Origin of the sequence: Rhodococcus sp. NPDC006774 (assembly GCF_040636045.1) — a bacterium.
Taxonomy (GTDB): Bacteria; Actinomycetota; Actinomycetes; order Mycobacteriales; family Mycobacteriaceae; genus Rhodococcoides.
The window spans coordinates 1-19,194 of record NZ_JBEYIW010000031.1 but is presented as its reverse complement, the minus strand read 5'-3'; the positions used below and the strand labels follow the sequence as shown (position 1 = coordinate 19,194).

The 19,194-nt window shown below is 61.6% G+C and carries 16 protein-coding genes and 1 pseudogene; 7 read left to right on the top strand and 10 right to left on the bottom strand.

The genetic code is table 11. From position 1 onward, the window contains the following. Window positions 1–36: 36 nt before the first annotated feature. Complete coding sequence (locus ABZ677_RS26160; RefSeq protein ID WP_032370878.1) at window positions 37–1,422, bottom strand: cytochrome P450; 1,386 nt, start codon at window positions 1,420–1,422, stop codon at window positions 37–39. A gap of 211 nt (window positions 1,423–1,633) precedes the next feature. On the opposite strand from ABZ677_RS26160, the gene ABZ677_RS26155 reads away from it, so the two are divergent. Next, window positions 1,634–1,846, top strand: coding sequence for a hypothetical protein (locus ABZ677_RS26155; RefSeq protein WP_032370879.1), 213 nt, complete (start codon window positions 1,634–1,636; stop codon window positions 1,844–1,846). 211 nt (window positions 1,847–2,057) lie between these two features. Further along, window positions 2,058–3,887, top strand: coding sequence for a hypothetical protein (locus ABZ677_RS26150; protein WP_358374661.1), 1,830 nt, complete (start codon window positions 2,058–2,060; stop codon window positions 3,885–3,887). A 208-nt stretch (window positions 3,888–4,095) separates the two neighbouring features. On the opposite strand, the gene ABZ677_RS26145 is transcribed toward ABZ677_RS26150, so the two are convergent. From ABZ677_RS26145 to ABZ677_RS26125, 5 genes are all read right to left on the bottom strand, one after another. Further along, window positions 4,096–5,268 carry an ATP-binding protein gene (locus ABZ677_RS26145; RefSeq protein ID WP_358374658.1) on the bottom strand — a complete coding sequence of 391 codons (1,173 nt, stop codon included), beginning with the start codon at window positions 5,266–5,268 and terminating at the stop codon, window positions 4,096–4,098. 383 nt (window positions 5,269–5,651) lie between these two features. After that, complete coding sequence (locus tag ABZ677_RS26140; RefSeq protein WP_237606104.1) at window positions 5,652–6,653, bottom strand: hypothetical protein; 1,002 nt, start codon at window positions 6,651–6,653, stop codon at window positions 5,652–5,654. A 204-nt stretch (window positions 6,654–6,857) separates the two neighbouring features. Beyond that, the gene (locus ABZ677_RS26135; RefSeq protein ID WP_027494117.1) at window positions 6,858–7,064 is read right to left on the bottom strand and encodes a hypothetical protein; all 207 of its coding nucleotides are present in this window, start codon (window positions 7,062–7,064) and stop codon (window positions 6,858–6,860) included. Between the two features lie 143 nt (window positions 7,065–7,207). Next, window positions 7,208–7,786 (bottom strand): hypothetical protein, encoded by a 579-nt coding sequence (locus ABZ677_RS26130; RefSeq protein WP_027494116.1) that lies wholly within the window; start codon window positions 7,784–7,786, stop codon window positions 7,208–7,210. A 148-nt stretch (window positions 7,787–7,934) separates the two neighbouring features. Beyond that, a complete protein-coding gene (locus ABZ677_RS26125) occupies window positions 7,935–8,552 on the bottom strand; it encodes an SMI1/KNR4 family protein (protein ID WP_027494115.1) in 618 nt (205 codons plus the stop codon). A gap of 347 nt (window positions 8,553–8,899) precedes the next feature. On the opposite strand from ABZ677_RS26125, the gene ABZ677_RS26120 reads away from it, so the two are divergent. Further along, window positions 8,900–9,853: a hypothetical protein gene (locus tag ABZ677_RS26120; RefSeq protein ID WP_094648444.1), complete on the top strand. Its 954-nt coding sequence runs from the start codon at window positions 8,900–8,902 to the stop codon at window positions 9,851–9,853. A 104-nt stretch (window positions 9,854–9,957) separates the two neighbouring features. Further along, complete coding sequence (locus ABZ677_RS26115; RefSeq protein WP_068050850.1) at window positions 9,958–10,506, top strand: hypothetical protein; 549 nt, start codon at window positions 9,958–9,960, stop codon at window positions 10,504–10,506. Between the two features lie 157 nt (window positions 10,507–10,663). Here the strand turns inward: ABZ677_RS26115 and ABZ677_RS26110 are convergent, their stop codons facing one another. From ABZ677_RS26110 to ABZ677_RS26100, 3 genes are all read right to left on the bottom strand, one after another. Beyond that, window positions 10,664–11,836 (bottom strand): XRE family transcriptional regulator, encoded by a 1,173-nt coding sequence (locus ABZ677_RS26110; RefSeq protein ID WP_094648445.1) that lies wholly within the window; start codon window positions 11,834–11,836, stop codon window positions 10,664–10,666. Beyond that, window positions 11,829–12,467 carry a hypothetical protein gene (locus ABZ677_RS26105; protein ID WP_068050852.1) on the bottom strand — a complete coding sequence of 213 codons (639 nt, stop codon included), beginning with the start codon at window positions 12,465–12,467 and terminating at the stop codon, window positions 11,829–11,831. The genes ABZ677_RS26110 and ABZ677_RS26105 overlap by 8 nt, the downstream gene beginning before the upstream one ends. Before the next feature lie 171 nt (window positions 12,468–12,638). Then, the gene (locus ABZ677_RS26100) at window positions 12,639–13,814 is read right to left on the bottom strand and encodes a site-specific integrase (protein ID WP_358374650.1); all 1,176 of its coding nucleotides are present in this window, start codon (window positions 13,812–13,814) and stop codon (window positions 12,639–12,641) included. A 1,494-nt stretch (window positions 13,815–15,308) separates the two neighbouring features. Here ABZ677_RS26100 and ABZ677_RS26095 point away from each other — a divergent pair. Together ABZ677_RS26095 and ABZ677_RS26090 are read left to right on the top strand one after the other, a co-directional pair. Next, window positions 15,309–16,112, top strand: a complete 804-nt coding sequence (locus tag ABZ677_RS26095; protein ID WP_358374726.1) for a ParA family protein — start codon at window positions 15,309–15,311, stop codon at window positions 16,110–16,112. A gap of 988 nt (window positions 16,113–17,100) precedes the next feature. After that, the gene (locus tag ABZ677_RS26090; protein WP_358374647.1) at window positions 17,101–17,541 is read left to right on the top strand and encodes a hypothetical protein; all 441 of its coding nucleotides are present in this window, start codon (window positions 17,101–17,103) and stop codon (window positions 17,539–17,541) included. An 18-nt stretch (window positions 17,542–17,559) separates the two neighbouring features. Here the strand turns inward: ABZ677_RS26090 and ABZ677_RS26085 are convergent. Next, a protein-coding gene (locus tag ABZ677_RS26085) for an IS3 family transposase (RefSeq protein WP_358374644.1) occupies window positions 17,560–18,713 on the bottom strand; the annotation gives its coding sequence in 2 pieces (ribosomal slippage) (window positions 17,560–18,425 and window positions 18,425–18,713; 1,155 coding nt in all). Window positions 18,714–18,778: 65 nt separating this feature from the next. On the opposite strand from ABZ677_RS26085, the pseudogene ABZ677_RS26080 reads away from it, so the two are divergent. Continuing rightward, window positions 18,779–19,194, top strand: a pseudogene (locus tag ABZ677_RS26080) (transposase); the annotation flags it as partial.

Here is a 19,194-nt window from a genome sequence, read left to right as displayed (position 1 = left end):
CCCCCTCCTGATCGACTTAGACCGACGACGGTACAGTCACAGCCGCCGCGAAACAGAAAGTCTGACGCCGTGTGGCCTCATTGTCACTGCTTCGCGCACATCGAGCTGGTAACCGGGGTCTGCCCGAATCTCGTACCGACGAGCGATGGACGCCAACGCAAGCACCGCCTCGTGTAAGGCGAATTGGCGGCCGATACACGCTCGCAGACCAGTGCCCCAAGGCTTGTAGATGCGGCGGTTGGTGTCGCTGGCCTGGCCTGTGGCGAACCGGTCGGGGTTGAACTTGTCTGCCTCTGGCCCCCACTCCGGTGAGCGATGCAGCTGTGGAAGGAGAACAAACACCCAACCCTCCGGTACCTCGTACCCGCCCAGCGAAGTTGCTCCGCGCTCACGAGCCTTGCGGAAGTAGCCGGGTGCAGCGGGCCACAAGCGGAGAGTTTCGTCGACTACATGTCGTGTCCGTCGCAGCTTGGGTACATTCTCGAACTCGATGTCGGTGCCATCAGGAGCGACGGCGTCAACTTCGGCCCGTATCCGCTGCATCTCATCGGGCCGCGTGCTCAGGAAATGCAACGCAAAGGCGATGGTCGATGCTGTTGTCTCGTTCCCCGCGATCAAAAAAGTGATGATCTGATTGCGGATGTTCTCCAGGGCCAGTCTGTCGCCCGTATCGGGGTCTGGCGTGCTGAGCATATGTTCGAGCAGATCCGGAGATGTTTTGCTGGAGTCAGGCTGGGCCATTCGCTGTTCGATCAGGGAGTCGACAGTGTGGCGTATGAACTGGAGGTCCTCATCGTGCTGCCTCGTCGCCCTTCGTCCTAAGACAGAGCGGATGATCGGCACATCGTTCGATGACTTGTTCACATAGTGAAGGACGCGAGCGATGGCGTCCGCAAAGGGTACGGCCTGGCGAAACGAGCCAAAATCATGCGACAGGGCGCAACGCCCGATCACGTCGAAGGTCAGCTTTGAGCACTCGTCGTAGGCGTCTACCGGACCAGATCCGCTATCCCACGAGGTCAGAAGTTCGTTGACTGATTCCTGCATGGCTTCGTGGTAACCGCGCATGGCCCCTTTGCTGAACGCCGGCCCTAAAACAGCATGCGCGCTATGCCAGTTCGGCTCCGAGTTGAACGCGGTGAACAGACCGTCTTCGCCGATGGCGCGTAGCTTGCGATGTGGCAGGGCGAGAAATTTTGCCCAGTACTTCTCGTCGTTCACTTCCGCGACAAGCTCCGGTTCCGAGACGACCACGAGTCGGTGGCCGAAAATCTTGCGTTCGTAGATCCCCCCTAGCTCGGTGGCCATTGCCATCTCTTTCTGAACCGGCTTGGCAGTATCGAGGCCAACGATGTCTCCGGCAAACGGCAACCGGTAGCGCGGATGAGGCAGAGTCTTCGAGATGGTTTGGGCGATCTCCATGCCAGATAGTGTCCACCACGTCCACAGACTTTGGTCGACGGCCATTATGTGACGCAGCTGCGAGAGTGGACCGGCAGCGCGTGAAGACCGTTTGAATGACAGAGGTGTAATTCCTGGTGACTTCCTCGGCGTGTCTCAACGCTTCGAAAATGATTCTGGTTCAGGATAGACACCGGTTGGGACCGCGGAAGTAGACGAAGGAGGCCGTGCCATGCCGATGCCCAGTAAGGGTGACCGGACGTCACTGACTGTCCGACTGCCGTCGGAGCTGATTGACACGCTCAAGGCGCAGCGAAGCTCGGCTGGTGCGACATCTCTGAGTCAGTACGTCGCTGATCTGATCGCGATTGCCAGCGACCGCGAAGATCTTGCGCGCGAACTGAATCGCGCGCATGAACAGGGGGTACTGCCCTTGACTGCGTAGCCGTCTCGACCTGAATCGACATTCGGGTCTTAGTCCAACTAAATCTACGCAGCACCTTGAGATGACAAAAACCCCCGGCGTGCGGGCCGAGGGCTTCTGAAGTCAGAGAAGCGAGTGACTAGCTCGCAACTCGTTCTGTGTTGCTTTCCCCGAAGGGACTGTCTTGGCGGACATGTCTCAGGGTACATCGTGCCCTGAAGTAGGTACAAGATTGAATGCTCGTGTCGTCCACCCGGATGCGACTGCGGACCGGCTGTGGCATCGATTCGCACCAGCCATTGCTGCTCGCCGATCGATGCGTCTCTACGACCCGACGACACGTAAATACGTGTCCGCGGGGCCGCTGACGGTCAAACGGCCGGCACTGCCAGCAGCTGTACCGCTGTTCTCACGCGAGCGCGCCTGCATCGTTGCCCTGGACTTCGACACCAAACACCACGGCCACGCCTGCGTTGTCGCCGACGTGACGCGTCTGCTGGCCTGGTTGACCGAATGCGGTGGCCGCGCCGTCGTCGACCAATCGACCAGCGGCGGCCGACACGTACTGATACCGCTGGCACCGGGAAGAACAGTCACCGCCGGCGAGATCCGGCCACTGCTACGTCTTCTTGCAGCGAGACTTCCCACGTTGGACATCACACCGATGACCAACCACAAAACCGGGTGCATCACCGTGCCGGGCTCGCAGTGCAAAGAAGGTGGCTACCGCACCCTCGTCGACCTCGACCCGGCTACAGCGGCCGACATCCTGACCGTCGGGTCCGATGCCGGCACACTCCAACGCCTCGAAGCCCTGCTCGGAGGAACGGGCCGCACGGTCACCAGCCCGATCGACACCCACATCCGCGCCGAGACGTCCACTGAACGCGTCCTCGGCAGCAGCGATGACGCCCGGCTGCACCCACGTTTCTGCCGTTCCGCCCCGCCGCCTCGCTGCGTCCTCGACTTCGCCAGCACCGGCCGCATCGACACCCGCCGCTGGCCCTCACGCTCGGAAGCACGCCAATCCGTCATCACCCACGCAGTCCTCGCCGGAGCCAGCGCCACCGACATCCTCACCCGCGTCACCGAACCCGCGTGGGCGGGTGTGCGTGCCGCATACGCCCGCTACGCCGAACCCGAACGCGCCATCCGCCGCGACACTGCCCGCGCACTCGACTGGGCCGCATCGACACTCCCCGACCCAGTCCGGGATACCGGGCACAAGCAAAAGCACACAGGGGGTACCTACGACCCGGTACTTCGTTCATGGCTCACCCACGCTCAAACCTGGGTCGCCTCCGAGTTTCATCATCGCCGGGATCGCTGGACCACCCATGCAGTCGTTCAAGCACTGGCGTGGGCAGCCGCAGTGTCAGGGCAGATAGTGGAAGGCGTCCCCACTGTCGGTGTCGGTGGGCGGTCACTGTCCATCGCCGCTGGCATGCTCCCCGAATCGACGGTGTGGTCCGTTCTGGAGCGGCTGCGGGACATGGAAGGCTCACCGCTGTTGCTGATCGAACGCGGAGTCGGCCAGAACCCCGACCGGTACGCACTAGTGCCCACACATGCTGGACGAGCGGCGGTAGTCGACACCGCGGCAGGGCCAGCCGAGGTCGAATCGGTACACCCGGCGTGGAGTGTCATCGGCTGGCGTCACCGCATCCTCTACGACGCAGTCCTCGCCGCAGCAGAGCCCCAGACCCCGGACGAGTTGTTCACCGCCATCAGGATGGGACGCACCAGCGGATACGAGGCTCTGCTGGATCTACGCGTCGCCGGGCTCCTCACAATCGAGAACACCCACATCGGTATCGGGCCCGTCGAACTCGACGACATCGGCCATCGTCACGGCCTCACCTCGGCCGTCCGTGCCCGCATCGTGCGCCACCGAGCCGAACGCATCGTCTGGCGAGAATGGCTCGCAGCCCGCGAGGAAGCACGCACCCCGCCGGAGCCCGATCGGTCGGTGTTCGCGGTCGCCGACGATCACCCGGCCGATTCACCCGACCACGACTACATCCTGGCCGTGATGAACACCGGCCCACCGGACCCGTTCTAACGCACCGTGTATCGGCCACGAGTCCAGGGTGACACCGAGCACCGGCCTTGTTCGCGTTACTCGCCCTGGCCCTCCCCCCCAGCGCGGCTGGATGCTGCAACGCCGGACCGAACTGGACTCTTTGTGCAACGGCGCTGTGTGGATGCAGGGCGGCGTGAGCAATCGACGTGCTCGATGTCAGCCCAGTCGACGTCCTTGGGTGTCGAGGTCAGATAATCGGTGCGTTGGGTTGGCGGCGGATGAAGTCCGCCATCCCGGGGACGGTGAACGCAACCAGGCCGCGGGCCGGCGACCAGATGAGTCCTTTGCGTATACAGGAGTCACGGTGCGGTGCCATCGACTGCGGATTCGACCCGAGGGCCTCGGCGAGGGCTGCCGTCCGCGGAGTATCGGTTCCGCTGCGTGCGATCGCCACCAGATAGCGTTTCTCGGCTTCGGTGGCCCGTAGCCACCGTGAGCTGTAGAAGCCGGAATCGAGCGAGGCGTGGCCGGTGTCCACGGCGTCCTCGGCATCGGCGAGGGTGAACGGGGACTGCTGGGCTGCCTGCCAGAGCTCGTGACCGAACACCTGAAGGAAGTACGGGTATCCATCGCTCGCCGCGACGACGTAATCTGCTGCCTCGGCGTCGATGTCCTGGTTCAGCCGGGCGATGGGGGTGACGATCGCATCGCGGGCCTGATCGTCGGCGAGAGGACCGATGGTCCTGTAGTCGAACTGGCGCTCGGCGTAGGACCGTGCGTCGGCCAATGCTTGCGCAAGGTTCGGCAGGCCGGCACCGCACACGAAGAACGGCCACTCACGCTGAGCCGCACGGTGCTGGGTAGCCAGGATCACCTGCAAGAGCGCCGGCTCGAGTTCCTGCATCTCGTCGATGAACAGCCCCAGCGCGGTGCCGTCCTTGCGGAGTTCCTCGGTAAGATCTTCGACGAGGTCCTCGAATTCGACCCCCAGGCTTGGTTTCTCGGCACCGGCGGAGCGAGCGAGCTCGACTCCGACACCGAACGCGGTGGCGGACATCGAGAACTCTTCGGTCAACTGCCGGATCTTGTCCGCCACCGGGCCGGCGAACTGACGACGGCGTACAGCGCGAGAAATATCTTTGGCGATACGCCTCCGCAGGGCCTCGGCACCTTCCACACTGGTCTGAGCTTCGACCTCGACCACCACCCAATCGTGGCGGCGAGCTTGATCCGCCATGGTCGCCAACAGCGTGGTCTTCCCTACCCCCCGGAGGCCCTGCAGCATCAACCCACGGTCGTAGCGCCGCTGTTTCGCGCGTGCGACCAACAAGTCGAACCGTTCGAGCTCGGCGGTACGCCCGACGAGCTCGGGGGGTCGGGTGCCAGACCCGGGTGTGAAGGGGTTCAGTCCGTACTCCATGCACATAGACTATCGGATTGTATGTAGTTGTATCAGTCCTATTCATATACAGTCAGATACATACCGATAGATCGGTGACTCGGTGCAGATCCGGGCGCGCCACGTCGACAAGCAGGGCCGGGCGCAAAGGCAAGTGCTGCGACGTCTCTACTGTGTCGATGTCGGCTGATGGCATGAAGAGCGGCTACACACCGTCAAGGTATGTTGACGATTGGCCCGGAAGGTCTCGAACCCGCGCCTGAGCCTTCAAACGTCATCTGTCGCGGCTCACTGAACCTAGGTGCTGCGCCCAGGTTGCGGCAACGTGGCGGTGTCCGATCTCTGTGCTCGACGAGTTGGACGACGACCAAGGTGTCGGTGTGCCGGGTCGTGAGTGCGCCGCATCAGGTGCTGTCGCCGTTGGTGGATGGGTCGAGGAGCTGCAGGGTGCGTTGCAGGAGTTGCTCGATGCGGTCCTCGACGTCGTCGACCATGTCCGGTACGTCGGCCAACGCCGTGTGGGCGCGTCGACGTGCCTCGACACCCGAGCGGTAGTACCCGGAGTCGAGCTCCAGGGGCACTGGCTCCGGAACGATGGGGTCACGCCGATCGGTACCACCGTCGGTGGGTCTGGCGAGGAGGCGGCGCGGGGTGTGCAGTGGAGAAGCCCCGGTGCGGTGCCTGGCGATCACCGCTCCGACCTCGGCGGCGGTCATCGCCGTCACCGGCAAGGGTAGGTGGCCCCACCGGTCGATCGGCACCGCGACCGGACCACTGCGAAGCGGCAGCCCCGTCATGTCGGGAAAAGTGTTGCGCTGCAAATGTTCTGCCAGCAGCGTGGTCGACGGGTAGCGCTCGGAGAACTGCAGGACCGGGTGCCACCGATCCCATATCGTGACCGGTTCGAAACCGGTGGAGTCGTTGGGGGCGATACGGATGCGGTGGCGGCTGCCGATCCACACAGCGTCGCCGTCGGTGGTGATCTCGGTGCGGTCTACTTTCGCAATAGCTTTGTGGGACAGGCCTGCTCCGGCGAGCATGAGAAGAACGGCGTCACGGCGACCGAACAGTGCCGCTGTCGATCCGGAGGTCGGCAGTCCGGCCGCGATCATCATCTGGTCCTGCTCAGCACGCCGGATCGTTCGCTCACTACGTGCCGAGTCCAGTGCGATCCGAATCGAGGTGACTCCGCCGGGGGCGGGTTGGCCGGCATCGAGGTGAGCGCGGTTGATCGCAGAAACCCGGCGCAACTGAACCGCGTCGCCGGCAGGGTTCTCATCGAGGAACTGCGCCAGCGTGATCGGCGACGCAGGTAGAGCCTCGACGTCGGCCGCAGCGCACCAATCGACGAACAGTGACCACTGATAGCGGTAACCGCTCACCGTGCTGACCTGTCTCGGTGTCACAGTGCGACGGTACCGGGCTGAAGGCCGACCGATCAGGGACGTCGCCGAGGGTCGCCCGCCGCGAACGTGGCACGCATGCGCGTCGACGGCATCGCTGTCGACGGTCGATGGTGCAGGTACGCCACAGGCATCGATGTCGGCTTGCGATGAAGCCACAGGACGTAGCCAGTCTTGTGGCTTCATCGTGTGTGCCGTACTCGAGTCTTACTCGGCGAGCTTGGCGATCGACTGCGCCCAGAGGAAGTACTTGTTGCGTCCGAGATCGCCGATGGTCGTGATGTTGAATGCGGCCTTGAGATGCTCGGCATCGCCAGGGCTAACGCCCTGCAGTGCTTCGACGGGTGCGTCGACGAGCTCGGTGAGTGGCTTGTCTTCGTATGCTTTGTCGAGCTTGTCAGCGATTCCAGCCATGGAGGTGCCTCCTTGCGTCTCGGGTAGCGGTGCCTGTTCGACACCGCCACCCGAGGGTACGGAACGCCCACTAGAAACCGTTGCGCTGCAGGCACTGCGCCGTATCGGCGACCGCCTCGAACGCGTCCTTTGGACCGTGGCCTTCAAAATCCGTAAAACGGTGGGTACGTGGTGGGATTGTCCGGCGTCGTATCGATTCGTGCGGTCCGAAGAAGATCTGCGATAGCGGACTCGCCGGCACCGATGGTGGCGAAGTGGGGGTCGACGTCGTTGGCGATGCACCACGCATGATCGGCTGGCCACACAAACGCAGGTATCGGCAGCTCACCAGTGCCGTCTCGGGCGTCCTTCCACGTCGACACGTCCTCCGCAGTACCTCGAAAGAGGTAGCAGGGCCGCTCCGGGATCGAGACTGTCGCGGCCTGCATGTGGTCGAGGTTTTCGTAGCCCTCCCAGATCAGGAAATAGCAGTCGTCCGGAGTTGTGGTGAACCGGGCGAGGGTGGAGACAGCGATTCCGAGCTGGGCGATCTCGGGCGGTCCGTCGTTGGCGAAGTCGGTGTCCATTTCGCGCTGACCGTCGTAAGTCGGATCCGGGATGAATCTCAACCGTGCGTAACGCTCGTACCCCGACGGGCCGCGGGTGACCAGATCCCACCAGTCGCGTCTTTGATCGATCAACCATCGAGCGGGTGAGCCGTCACGACACGGAGTGATGGTCATCTGGACGCCGCCGTCTGCCGACTACGCGCCTGACCGCACGACACCGGTGGGTGTGGACTGCAACACCAGGTGTTTCGGAGGGTGGCCGCTCCAAGGCCGGCCGCTGGTACCCGTACCGCCATCTCGGCGCTCTCGCCCTGCCACAACGTCATTCGACAATGTCCCAGTCCAGTACCCCGTTGTCGACCGCTGCTGTGTACCAGCCGATCGATATCTGATCGGTCACGGCCGACCTGACGTCGCAAACAAATGCTTCCAAAGACGGCCAGGTTGGCACACCCAGGTGCCCGCCGTCGTCTGATCGGTACGACACACTCCCCCGCATCTCTCCCGAACGGGTGTCGCAATACATCAGATTCGAATCCCAAGCCGCGATAGGGACGTACCCCGGTAGGAACAGGTGATCTTCTGCCTCGACGCCCGCCTCGACCAGGTTGTCGACGATCTCGGCGTAGGTCCCGTCGTAGATATCTGGTTCTGTTGCAACGATATCCGCCATGACTTCGACCATGTCGGAATGCCGCTGAGGTATCTCCGCGACCTGCAGCAGACGTCCAGCCGGAACGACGAGTCCCGCGCCGCCGACCTCGTTCTGACCGTCATGAAGGCCGAAGAATTCGCGAAGCCCGTCCGGCCACGGAACCGTCGCTGCCTCGGCCCGTTTCACCGCGCTCGTCGACGCACATGGCCTGAGCGTTCGCGCCGTCACCGGTGCCACGTCCCGCAGCGCAGTCACGAGGAGGTTCCACTCCTGAGTCAACGACATTGCCCGACCATACTGCGCAGAGGGATCTTTCGATTATCGCAACGCAGATCGCTTCGAGACAGTTACCGCACCGTCAAGACATGTTGACGCCCGGCCGACTCCGTGCGATGTGTTCATCTCGATGCGCTTGCGGATCTTCGATTAGGGCGTTGATGTAGTAGCAAATGACGATCGGGATACAGAAGCGGACGCTCGACCGGTGCAAGGGCCACGAGCGAGCCAGTTTGGATGTAGACAACAGCGTGGCTACCAGCAGTCAACCAGTCACGAAGGTTAAGGTCGACGCGTAAACAGACTTCACAAGACGACGTTGCCGAGCTGCAGCAACGTCCAGGAGGAACACCGCGATGGCGACCGATGAAAAAACGATCGCGTTCTATCGCCTTGTGAAGTACGACGCATCTGGCAACAAGCCGATGGAGCACGCGAATTGGTACGACATACTCACCCAGCTCGATGGCCTTGACCTCGAAGGTCGAACGACCAAAGTCGGCGACCGCATGCTGATTGGCGAGGTCTACTACCACGGTGAACGTGCTCATTTGAAGCTCGCGAAGGTCCGTGACGTCGCAGCGTGGCTGGGGCTCCTCAAGAGCGGCGCTACCTCTCTCGAAGATTTCGAGACCGAAGAGGGAAACAAGCTCTATGAGATATCTGTGGTGTCGTTTCTCGACTTTGGGAACCTGATCGGTCTCGTGCAAGGCTCGGCGGCCTCACCGACGCCGAGTGCGGTCGCTGAATGGTTCGATGAACTGAAGATTTTCACCGGTGTGCACCTCATCGCGGAGGCCGTACTTACCGACGCGGCCCGGGAGCAACTTCAGAAGTCGCCCGAGGTATCTCGAATCGAGACCAAGGTGAGCACCACCAAGGCTCAGGCGCTTACAAACCGAGGCTCGCGACTAGGGAGCGTACTTACCCGCGTCAACGATGAGTTCGGGCCGGTAACAGTAACCCTCATCATCCAGACGTCACGGGCGAAGGAAAACCATGAGGGCCGACAGATCATGCGTGACGAGGCCGGACACCTTGCGGCCGCTGCGAGCGAGAGCGAGGTCAGCAAGGCGAAAGCCCAGCTGATTCACATTGACGCTGACGAGAAGACCCACTCGGAAAAGGTGGACTTCCTCAAACAACGGATCACCGCGAAGCGCAAGATTGCGGCGACAGATGATGAGGGCAATCCCATCAGAATAGTGTCGGCCGTTACCGCCATAATGGGCGTCGCAGCCGAGCATGATAGTGAGCTACGGCAGGCGGTCGGCGTGGAGCCGGCGAACGGTAACAACAACGAGTCTTGAGGTCAGCAGTGTGGTTCCGAAGGAGGAATGCTTTGGAACTAGGACAGTCTCTCCGAGAACATGTCGTCAGACCCATCCGCGAGTTTTGGATTGATCACCGATGGATGGACCTGTTCATAGCCGGGTTTGTCGTGGGAATCCATGCTCTAGTTGTGTGGCTCACCGGGCGCTTCGACCTCTTGAGCTGGAGTGAAGCATCTGATCGCCGTGGCGTTTACTCGGCGTTCGCGGTAGTGGTCTCGTTGACCGGGGCGCTGAGCGGAGTCGCGGTAAGTCAGCTGGGTTCAGCTAAGGGGCCGCGTGCGAAAGCGCTCAAGCGTGACGTCGGCAAGGACCTCGCGCGAAGTTGGCGCAGCATCTATGTCGGCAGTATGGGCGCTGCCTTGCTCGCGATCATCGCTCTCATGCTCGACTCGACGAAAGCTATTCCGCCCGGTCAGAGTCCGGTAGGTCACAACGCGCTAGTGGCACGGTGGATCTTCGAGTTTGCCATTGTCTACGCGACGATGCGGTTCACGCGTCTAACGGCGATATTTGAGCCAATGATCAGTGCCTTTGCGAAAGATGATGTTGACCCGGACGAGGAACCACTGGAACCGGCACTATCGGTTGATCCTGTCGCACTCAACGCTCGTCGACGAGCCGCAGGCTAGCCGACTTCGCCCGCGACTCATGCCCGGTTGTGCGGGCCGCCTGATGGCCTACGCGCGAATGCGTGATGCGGAGACAGGGCGTTCCCGATCTTCGAAAGACTCCTCGACGCTGGACCTCCCGAGCGAGGTTCGCCAGCACAGGCAGGTTCTATCATCGTTAGGTGGACGCTTGACCAGGCGAAAGTTCTGAACGTGAGACGAGAGACAGTCTGGGCCGTGTGTCGATCTCGCCGAGCAGTTTGGCGAGATGATGCTCGGTCCAACGTAATTCGTCGGCAAGATCCGCCCGGCTGTAACCGATTTTCTCGGCCATCTTCAACGCATCTCGGAGGAGAGTAGGCACCTCGCCAGGGAACGAAACTAGAGGCTCTTCGTTACGCAAACCGGTCATGCCCGCCAAACGTTGATGCGCGCGGCGTATGGCGGCCTCGGTCACTAGGTGGAGCTCTCCCATTCGATAGATCAGCGATTCGATTGAGACTCCCCACTCCCGGCTTAGTCCATCCAGTGTGGAGATCCGAACGGTTTTGGGTAGTAACGGTGCGATCTGCGCTTGTGGCGTCAAGAACTCTGCTGCAAACTGATCGGCTTCGCGTTCTTGCTGTCGATCGCCGGGGAGAGCGGTGGGATGCATGAGTAGGTGCCCCAACTCGTGCGCACATGTGAACCTGTACTCCTGCACCGAGCGGAAGCGTTCGGGGGTAAGGACAACAATCGGTCGTCCTAGAGCGTCAGTCGAGTAGGCCTTTACCCGGCCGAGCGCATCGTCGGTCATTGAGATGAGGCATACGACAATGCCGTTCGCTTCCATGGTGCCCGCTAAGTGGGGTACAGGTCCGGCGGATACTGCCCACCATTTACGAAGCACATCAGCAGCTTCGGTAGGTGACGCTCCACTGGGCAAGACAGGCAAATTGACGTCAGGGAACCTGACCTGCTTCTCCAGCGCGTGAGTCAGTTCCCATACTTGCTCAGCATGCGCGGCCGCTTTCGAGCGATCTTTGGATCGCGTCGATCTGAGACTTCTGAAATGCGCGTCGGCAGCGTCAAGACGCCCTATGGGGCGACCAGCTGCAAAGTACCGGACCGGCACGCCTAGAGTCTTGCTCAAAATCGGTAGATGCTCGGGACGTGGTTTTGTGATTCCGGCTTCAAACTGACCGATCGCGGCCGCCGAGACACCGACTTGTTCGGCCAGCTCAGATTTGGTCAATTCGGCCAGGACCCGTGCCTGAGTGAGTCGGGCAGGCTCGAACGCCACCGCGACCGACGAGAGACCATCATCGACAGCCGATGTGAAGAGCTCAAGCTGTGGCCGATCGTCATTCATCGGTGCCGGACGCCTCGCCTGGTCGTTCCGTTGGGAACTTCTTTGGTACCGGTCCGGATGTGAAGGTCCGCCGCGGCGTGGTCGATACTGGTCGAGTCGGAGTCTGGTTGAGAAGGTTCTCCGGCTCGGCAACCCAACTCACGAAGCCGCTGGCGCCGAGCTCCGCTTCGCCCCAACGCACGTCGAACAGTCCGCGAGTCGAGCTGCAAATCGCAACCAAGACAAGCCGACCCGTCTCCACCACAGGATCTTTGGTGTAGCTGTCGAAGCTGGAGACTAACTCCCGCTCCTCGTCGGTCAACTCCGGATCGGGAACCTCGATGTCGAGCTCCCCTTGCAAAGCTGGCGGCCGAATCTTCGCTATCGACGACCGTGTGTCTGAGGTGCCGAAAAGGACTGAGTCAATACTGCGTTCCAGGGTTCGGGAGTATCGCCACGGGAAGAGGGCGACGCCATTTACGACTGGGATCTTGTACGGTGCTCCGTCTGGCCGAACCATTGTTGCGCCGGGCAGGTTGCCGAATTCCTCGAACTTCTCCAGGATTCCCCTCCAGAACTCGCCATAGACCCCGGTGGACCTATGGCCGGATGCTTCTTGTGCGTCAACCGAGGCGACATGCTCCTCATTCACGAGCGCAGGGATTCGACTACGAATTAGTGCGCCATGCCTTCCGAACGTCTCTAGCGCCCACCGACGGTTTGTATCCAACGAGTCCTCCTGAGTAGGCGTTCAGGATAGCATCTAACTTTAGTTTTTCGCGCGATATGCACCTTCTGGCTTCAGAAACTATCCAAATCTGTTCTAGAGCCCGATGTCAGCAACGGCGTTCCCGACAAGAGGTGCATGTTCGCGGCGGTAGACCTCGACCGAGTCGAGGCTGGCGTGGCCGGTCTGTCGGGCGATGGCGGAGCCGTCTGCACCGTTGCGGGTGCCTTGAGTGACGAAGCCGGCACGGAGCGAGTGTCCGCCTAGTTTGGTGAGTGCGGTTGCGTCGTAGCCGGCGTGCTCGGCGCGTCGGCGGATGGTCCGGTGAATCGCCGCTCCGGACAGCGGAGTATTGCCAAGGTTTCCGTTCTTGGCGATTGCGCGGAACAACGGAGCGCGGGCTGCGGTGCGAGGTACTCCCCCACGGCAAACATGTCCTGCGAACGACTCGCGTTTGCGTAGGAGCCGGATCACCGAAGCCCTGCCCCCAGCATCGAATGCGGCGACGACTTGTGCCCAGCGGACGTAGGCGCAGGGTGGGCAGGTTTCGTGGGACCCGGTGTAGGGGAGCGCTTTCACCGCTCCCCTGCCTTCTTGATCCGTCTTCGACTTCCGCATTCGTACGTGGAGACCGTCATGCCGGTGCACACTGACGTCCCCACACGCGAGCTCCGATAGCTCGCTGCGTCGGAACGCGCCGGCGAACCCGAGCAGCAGGATCGCGGAATCCCGGCGTTCCAGCACCTCGTCGGCCCAACCCCGGCACCGCTCTCGGGCGGTTCTGACGAGGAGTTTGATGTCGTCGACCAGCAACGGGTCTCGCGGTGTGCGGGGCCGGTCCCCCGCTGCGGCGTACTCGCGCCGTATGCCCGACAGGGTCGCGGTGACGAGCTCATGGGCCGACGGGGACAGATGCCCGGTGGTGCGGTGCTGATGGTTGATCGCCGCGGTCCAGGTGCCGAAGGTGGCGACGGCGTAGGCCCGCTCCCCTGATTCGGTGCGGGTGTCGGCGGCGTCGACGAGGTAGGCAGCGACGGTGATCGGGTGAGCCGGCAACGTCACGTGACCATTCGCCTCGCACCACTTAGTGAAGCGTCTCCACGCGGCCGCATACGTCTTGCGCGTTCCCTCGGACCGGGAAGACTGCACGGCGCTCGCGATCCGCTTCGCGACGGCCGGCGGGATCTCCGGCTCGACCGCCACTGACCCAACACCTGCAGGAATGCCCACGCCCGTAGTTGCCGACGGTGCACGACCTGGTCGAGAGTCCATAGGAGCAGCCTAACGCAGGTCACCGACATGTCTGCAGAGCAAAACTGTGCTGAACTGGCACTTTGGCACCGATGGTGCGGAAAATGCAATTTACGTGCGTCTAATCCCCAGAACTACGGGTGACAAGGGCCGCGGTATGAATGTCCCTGATGATCAACTTGAGAGAGCCGCCGTAGCAGACCCCAGTTTGATCTGGCCCGAGGCTGCACCAGGCGATCTTGCGGGCGTTGCCTCCCCCGGTGGACACAACGACCGGCAGTTTCGCATCTGCTTTTGGGGGCCTCGAACTGTGGGATCTCTTCGTGGCCGCAGGACTGGCCGTTACTGCAATATTCCGCCGAATCATTGGTTGCGTTCGGGCGCAGTTGTGGTTCCGACCGTTCCTACGACTTAGACAGGGAACAGCCTCGCGGTGCGGCGCTATGTCTTGAGTATCGGTCAGACGCACGTTGCGCACCTTGAGAATGGTGCCGGAGGTGCTTGTGGACGCAGCCAACCGTCAAGTCCCCATCCTCGACGCTGAACTCGCCGCAGGCTGAGTCGGTTGCAGCCGACGAGTCGCGTGACACCTCATAGGTCATCATCGTGTGAGACGTCCGTCCAACCTGTTGTGATGAATGCCAACGCTAGTGATGATAGCTATCGATGCTAGCAACGCTAGCGGTGCTGATTCCGGGCATGATTTCGCCTGGGTTGAACAAAGCGCCCAATCCGTACGTGATCACCGCTCGCGATTGTTCGGTTTGCAATGTTGCTGCCTGGCGCAGTCCGTCGCAGTTTTATCGCCTCTCAGTTCAATCCGGCTAACCAAGGTTCCGGCGGATTCGGCTGACGCACTGTGGAGCAAGGCGTTGCAAGGCTCTGCAACGCTAGTCCTGCACAGACACTCTTGGGCTTCGGCATACGCGAGTGCTAGGCCATCTAGCTTTGCTATTTATCCTGCTGAGGGCCGTTGCACGTGAGATACGCCTGCGTGCAGACGGGCGGTCAACCGGGTTCACTCCGTTCGTGTTCTGTTGAGCAGTAATTGAAGAGATATGGGTGCAATGATAGCTAGCGGAGCTAGCAAAGGATGCAAAGCGAGCGGAGTGGCAGTACGTAAGCTAACGTAGCTGACATAGCTAGCAAAACAACGCTAGATAGGCTTGATGCACTAGATGCGAGTGCTACACATGCGGTACTAGCGACGCAAGTGAGAGTTGCTCGTCTAGCACGGTTGTCTTGCGTAACTAGATGCGCTTGGCTAGATCCGCAAGGTACTGCAGCGCGGCGTGCAAACAGTGCGAGACAAGCGAAGCTAGCTGCACAAGCGAGCAGAGCACTCGTCGCAAGGTTCGCTCCGCGTGTTAACGCAGCACGCGAAGCAAGTGGCTATAGCGTAGCGAGCCAGAAGGCTTGCAGGGCATAGGTCCAGGGTGCGAGCCAACGCAGTTTTCCTCGGAGGAGAGTTCGTTGGCCTTGATCCTCAAAACAGAGAAAGGAACGCGAATCCCAATGTCGACGCCGTCGAAGCAACCCAGGAAGTTCGCGATATGCAACCAGAAGGGTGGGGTTGGGAAGACAGCGACAACACTCGGATTGGCGAGTGCATTGGCAGACAAGGGCAAACACGTCCTCGTCATCGATATGGATCCTCAGGCCAACGCGACGACCGGTCTGGGAGTCGACGTTGATGACGACATGCGAACTACCTTCGACCTGATGTCGGTCACTGGCGAGGGTGCAGCAGCGGATGCGGTAGTAGCAACCGAATGGGATCGGGTCGACCTGATCGCGGCGACTCAGAGTCTCGCCAATCTTGAGGCTGACGGTGCAAACGACTTGATCTTTCGGTTGGATATCGCGCTTGAGGGTGTCGATCTGTCGCCTTACAGTGCAGTTTTCATCGACTGCCCGCCGTCGCTTGGAAAGTTACTTTTCGCGGTCCTCTGCGCCTGCGACTCAGTCATCGCGGTCACCGAACCCACCATCGACAGCGTGCGAGCGATTACCAAGGTTGAGGAAACCATCACCAACGTCAAGCGGCGTGCGAACCCTCGTCTTGAGCTCGAGAAGATCGTCTTGTCTAAGAAACGAAGGACCTCGGAGCATCAGTATCGCGAGGACGAGTTGCGTGCTGCGTACGGCGAATTGGTTGCAAGAGCGGGGATCCCGGAGCTGGCGGCGCGCCAAGACGCTCATAGCAGCCACACTCCCATCCATTCTTACAAGGGAGGCCGGGCGATAGACCTGCAAGTCGCCTACGACGCCCTGCTGAAAGAACTGTCTATCGACCTCCTAGGAGAGCCTGCCGCATGAACGCACAACGCGAACCCGCCATCCGCCGCCATCCGGCTGCAGACCTCCCTTCGCGTCCGACCGCTTCACCCCGGCGCGTTGGGCTCGAAGCACAGCAAGAATCAACCGGGTCGCCGAGCGTCGACGTTCCGACCAGTGCTGGCGGTATCAGACCGACAAATGAGCCCACTCTTCCTGCAACGAACGAACCGTTGGCTCAGCACAATGCGCGGCCGGCGGCAGGACCAGGCGCAGAGAAATTTACTGAGCAGCACAATGTGCGGATACGGAGTTCTACCAAGCTTCGTTTGAACAGAGCCGTCGATAGGCTGCGGTACGAGACAGGGGACCGATCAATCAGTATTGCTTCCTTGACCGACGCAGCGCTGTGCGAGTACCTCGACAAGCGGGGCATCTAGACCGTTGAATGAGGATGCCCGCTTGCTGTGCTAGCTAGCGTTGCTAGCACAGCCCTTTTGGTCACCCATAAGTATTCAGTCACGTACATGTGCGCGATGGCAGACCTACGGCGGGACCGAGATTTCAGGCACCCCCACCGAGGCTCGGCGTCCCCTTTGACGATCGTCTATCGAGACACCTCAGAGCCGATTCGGTTGTCAGTTTCAGGAGTGCGCGTCATGCTTTCCTGGGGTTTCACCTCCGATTGCAGTCGTCTTCTGACATTCTGAGTGCAGAAGTGCACTGCACAATCGGTCACCCAGGCTGGGCGTTCGGAGGCTGCGATGGACGCGGACAAGTTCGACGTCGCCGAGACCGGTGTGCTGACCGCGTCGGCCGAGCAGTGGGAGCAGGCGCGGACGCGGTTTGCAGTGCTCAGCGAACTAGCGGATCGATCCTCGATTGGTACCGCAGTGGTCGAGGATGCAGCGCAGCAGTTGGGGGTCTCGCGCGGCGTGTGTACGTGCTGCTGTCCAGGCTCCGGAATGGGGGAGGGGCGGTCACCGATCTGTTGGTCTCCGCACCTTCAGGCGGGCGCGGACGCTCCCGCGTGCCGACCGAGGCGGAAGTGGTAATCGCCGAGCACATCAACCGTGACTTTCTGGCTCGCCAGAAGCTCAGTGTGGCTGCGCTGCATCGTCGTATCGCGCTCGCCTGCCGCCGCGCCGGACTCCCGATCCCAGCCCGCAACACAGTCAACGCGCGGATCGCAGCAATGCACCCGGGCCGCGTCGCACGCTCACGTGGCGGACCGGACGCGGCCCGATCGCGGCAATCCGCTGGCGACGTCCCGCCGCCGGTGACGGCCGTTCTGCAACAAGTCCAGATCGATCACACCGTGGTCGATCTGATGATCGTCGACGAATACGACCGGGCACCGATCGGACGTCCGTATCTCACGATTGCCATCGATGTCTTCAGCCGCTGTGTGCCAGGGTTCGTCGTCACACTCGATCCGCCGTCCGCAGGGGACTGCCCCGAGTTCGGTTGACTCGTTGGGTTGAGTGAATCAGGCCGCGTGTGCGGACTGATTGATTGTCTCAAACTCGGTTGGGGTGAGTTTGCCGAGCCGGCGTTGGCGACGCTTGCGATGGTAGGTCCGTTCGATCCAGGTGACGATCGCCAGCCGTAACTGCTCTCGCGTGGACCAACGTTGTCGATCGAGCACGTTCTTCTGCAGAAGCGCGAAGAATGACTCCATCGCAGCATTGTCTCCGCACGCCCCAACCCGCCCCATGGATCCCTGTAAACCGTTGCGGGACAGCTCATGTACGAATTTTCGTGAACGGAATTGGCTACCTCGATCGGCGTGGACGATGGTGCCGTCCGGGTCTCGTTGATCGACGGCGTTTCGCAGTGCAGATACTGCCAGTGAGGCTTTCATACGGCTGTCGATCGAGTATCCGACGATCTTGTTCGAGTACAGGTCTTTGATGGCGCAGAGGTAGAGCTTGCCTTCGTCGGTACGGTGCTCGGTGATGTCGGTCAGCCAGATCTGGTTGCGTTCCTGTGCGGTGAATTGGCGGTCGACGAGGTCGTCGTGGACGGGCGGGCCGGCTTTCTTGTTCAGGCCGCGCTTCTTGGAGAACACGGACCACAGCCGTTCTTGTGAGCACAGTCGTGCGACTCTGTTCTCGCTGGCGGTGATGCCGCGGTCCGGCAGTTCGTCGGCGATGAAGCGGTAGCCGAATGCCGGGTCGTCGGCGTGGATTTCACGAGCGATGTTGATCAGATGCGCGTCGTCCCAATCACGTTGTGTGACTGGTTGTTTCTTCCATTTGTAGAACGCTTGGGTGGAGAATCCGAGCACCCGGCAGGTCACTGTGACGGGGACTCCGTCGGCAGCAAGGTCGAGGACCAGCGGGTAGATCATTTTGGGTTGACATCCCGGGACAGGTAGGCGACCGCACGGCGCATGACCTCGGCTTCTTGCTCGAGGAGCTTGATCCGTTTGCGGGCCTCCCGTAGCTCGGCGGACTCGTCCAAGCCGGCCGGCGTCGTGCCTCGTTCGATGCCGTCGTCGCGGTCGGCGATCTTCAGCCACCGATGCAGACAGCCCTCGGATATTCCGAAGTCCTTCGCGATCTGACGCAATGGGGCCTCGCCCTTGCGTGCAACAGCGATGACGTCGCGGCGGAACTCCTCTGGGAACGCTTTCGGCATGGTGAACATCCTTCCACCGTGAGGAGCGATCCTCACAGATCAGATGTCAACCAAACCTGGGGCAGTCCCCAGTGTCCGTCGGGTTGTGTCTGGGCAGGGTGTGCTCGGACAAGAGCGTACGGATCGACGCTTTGGGCCTTGGCGCGGATGTGCGGTGGCCGATGGTCGGAAAGCCGCACCGCTTGTACGTCGACAACGCCGCCGAGTTCAAAAGCGAAGCGCTCCAGCGTGGTTGCGAGCAGCACGGCATCGACCTCGGCTACCGACCACCCGGCCGGCCGCATTACGGCGGGATCGTCGAACGCATCATCGGCACCGTCATGACCCAGGTCCACGAACTCCCCGGCACCACGTTCTCGAACCCAACGCAGCGGGGCAGCTACGACTCGGAGGGCACAGCAGCGCTGACGTTGCGAGAATTGGAACGCTGGCTGATTCTCGCGATCGCGGCGTATCACGCGGACGTGCACACCGGCCTGAG

Excerpts from the sequence above, each read along its gene's own strand:
- ABZ677_RS26100 (WP_358374650.1), bottom strand. The coding sequence starts at position 13,814 with ATGGACTCTCGACCAGGTCGTGCACCGTCGGCAACTACGGGCGTGGGC.
- ABZ677_RS26120 (WP_094648444.1), top strand. The coding sequence starts at position 8,900 with ATGGCGACCGATGAAAAAACGATCGCGTTCTATCGCCTTGTGAAGTAC.
- ABZ677_RS26135 (WP_027494117.1), bottom strand. The coding sequence starts at position 7,064 with ATGGCTGGAATCGCTGACAAGCTCGACAAAGCATACGAAGACAAGCCA.
- ABZ677_RS26125 (WP_027494115.1), bottom strand. The coding sequence starts at position 8,552 with ATGTCGTTGACTCAGGAGTGGAACCTCCTCGTGACTGCGCTGCGGGAC.
- ABZ677_RS26145 (WP_358374658.1), bottom strand. The coding sequence starts at position 5,268 with ATGGAGTACGGACTGAACCCCTTCACACCCGGGTCTGGCACCCGACCC.
- ABZ677_RS26095 (WP_358374726.1), top strand. The coding sequence starts at position 15,309 with ATGTCGACGCCGTCGAAGCAACCCAGGAAGTTCGCGATATGCAACCAG.
- ABZ677_RS26115 (WP_068050850.1), top strand. The coding sequence starts at position 9,958 with ATGGACCTGTTCATAGCCGGGTTTGTCGTGGGAATCCATGCTCTAGTT.
- ABZ677_RS26155 (WP_032370879.1), top strand. The coding sequence starts at position 1,634 with ATGCCGATGCCCAGTAAGGGTGACCGGACGTCACTGACTGTCCGACTG.
- ABZ677_RS26160 (WP_032370878.1), bottom strand. The coding sequence starts at position 1,422 with ATGGAGATCGCCCAAACCATCTCGAAGACTCTGCCTCATCCGCGCTAC.
- ABZ677_RS26110 (WP_094648445.1), bottom strand. The coding sequence starts at position 11,836 with ATGAATGACGATCGGCCACAGCTTGAGCTCTTCACATCGGCTGTCGAT.
- ABZ677_RS26130 (WP_027494116.1), bottom strand. The coding sequence starts at position 7,786 with ATGACCATCACTCCGTGTCGTGACGGCTCACCCGCTCGATGGTTGATC.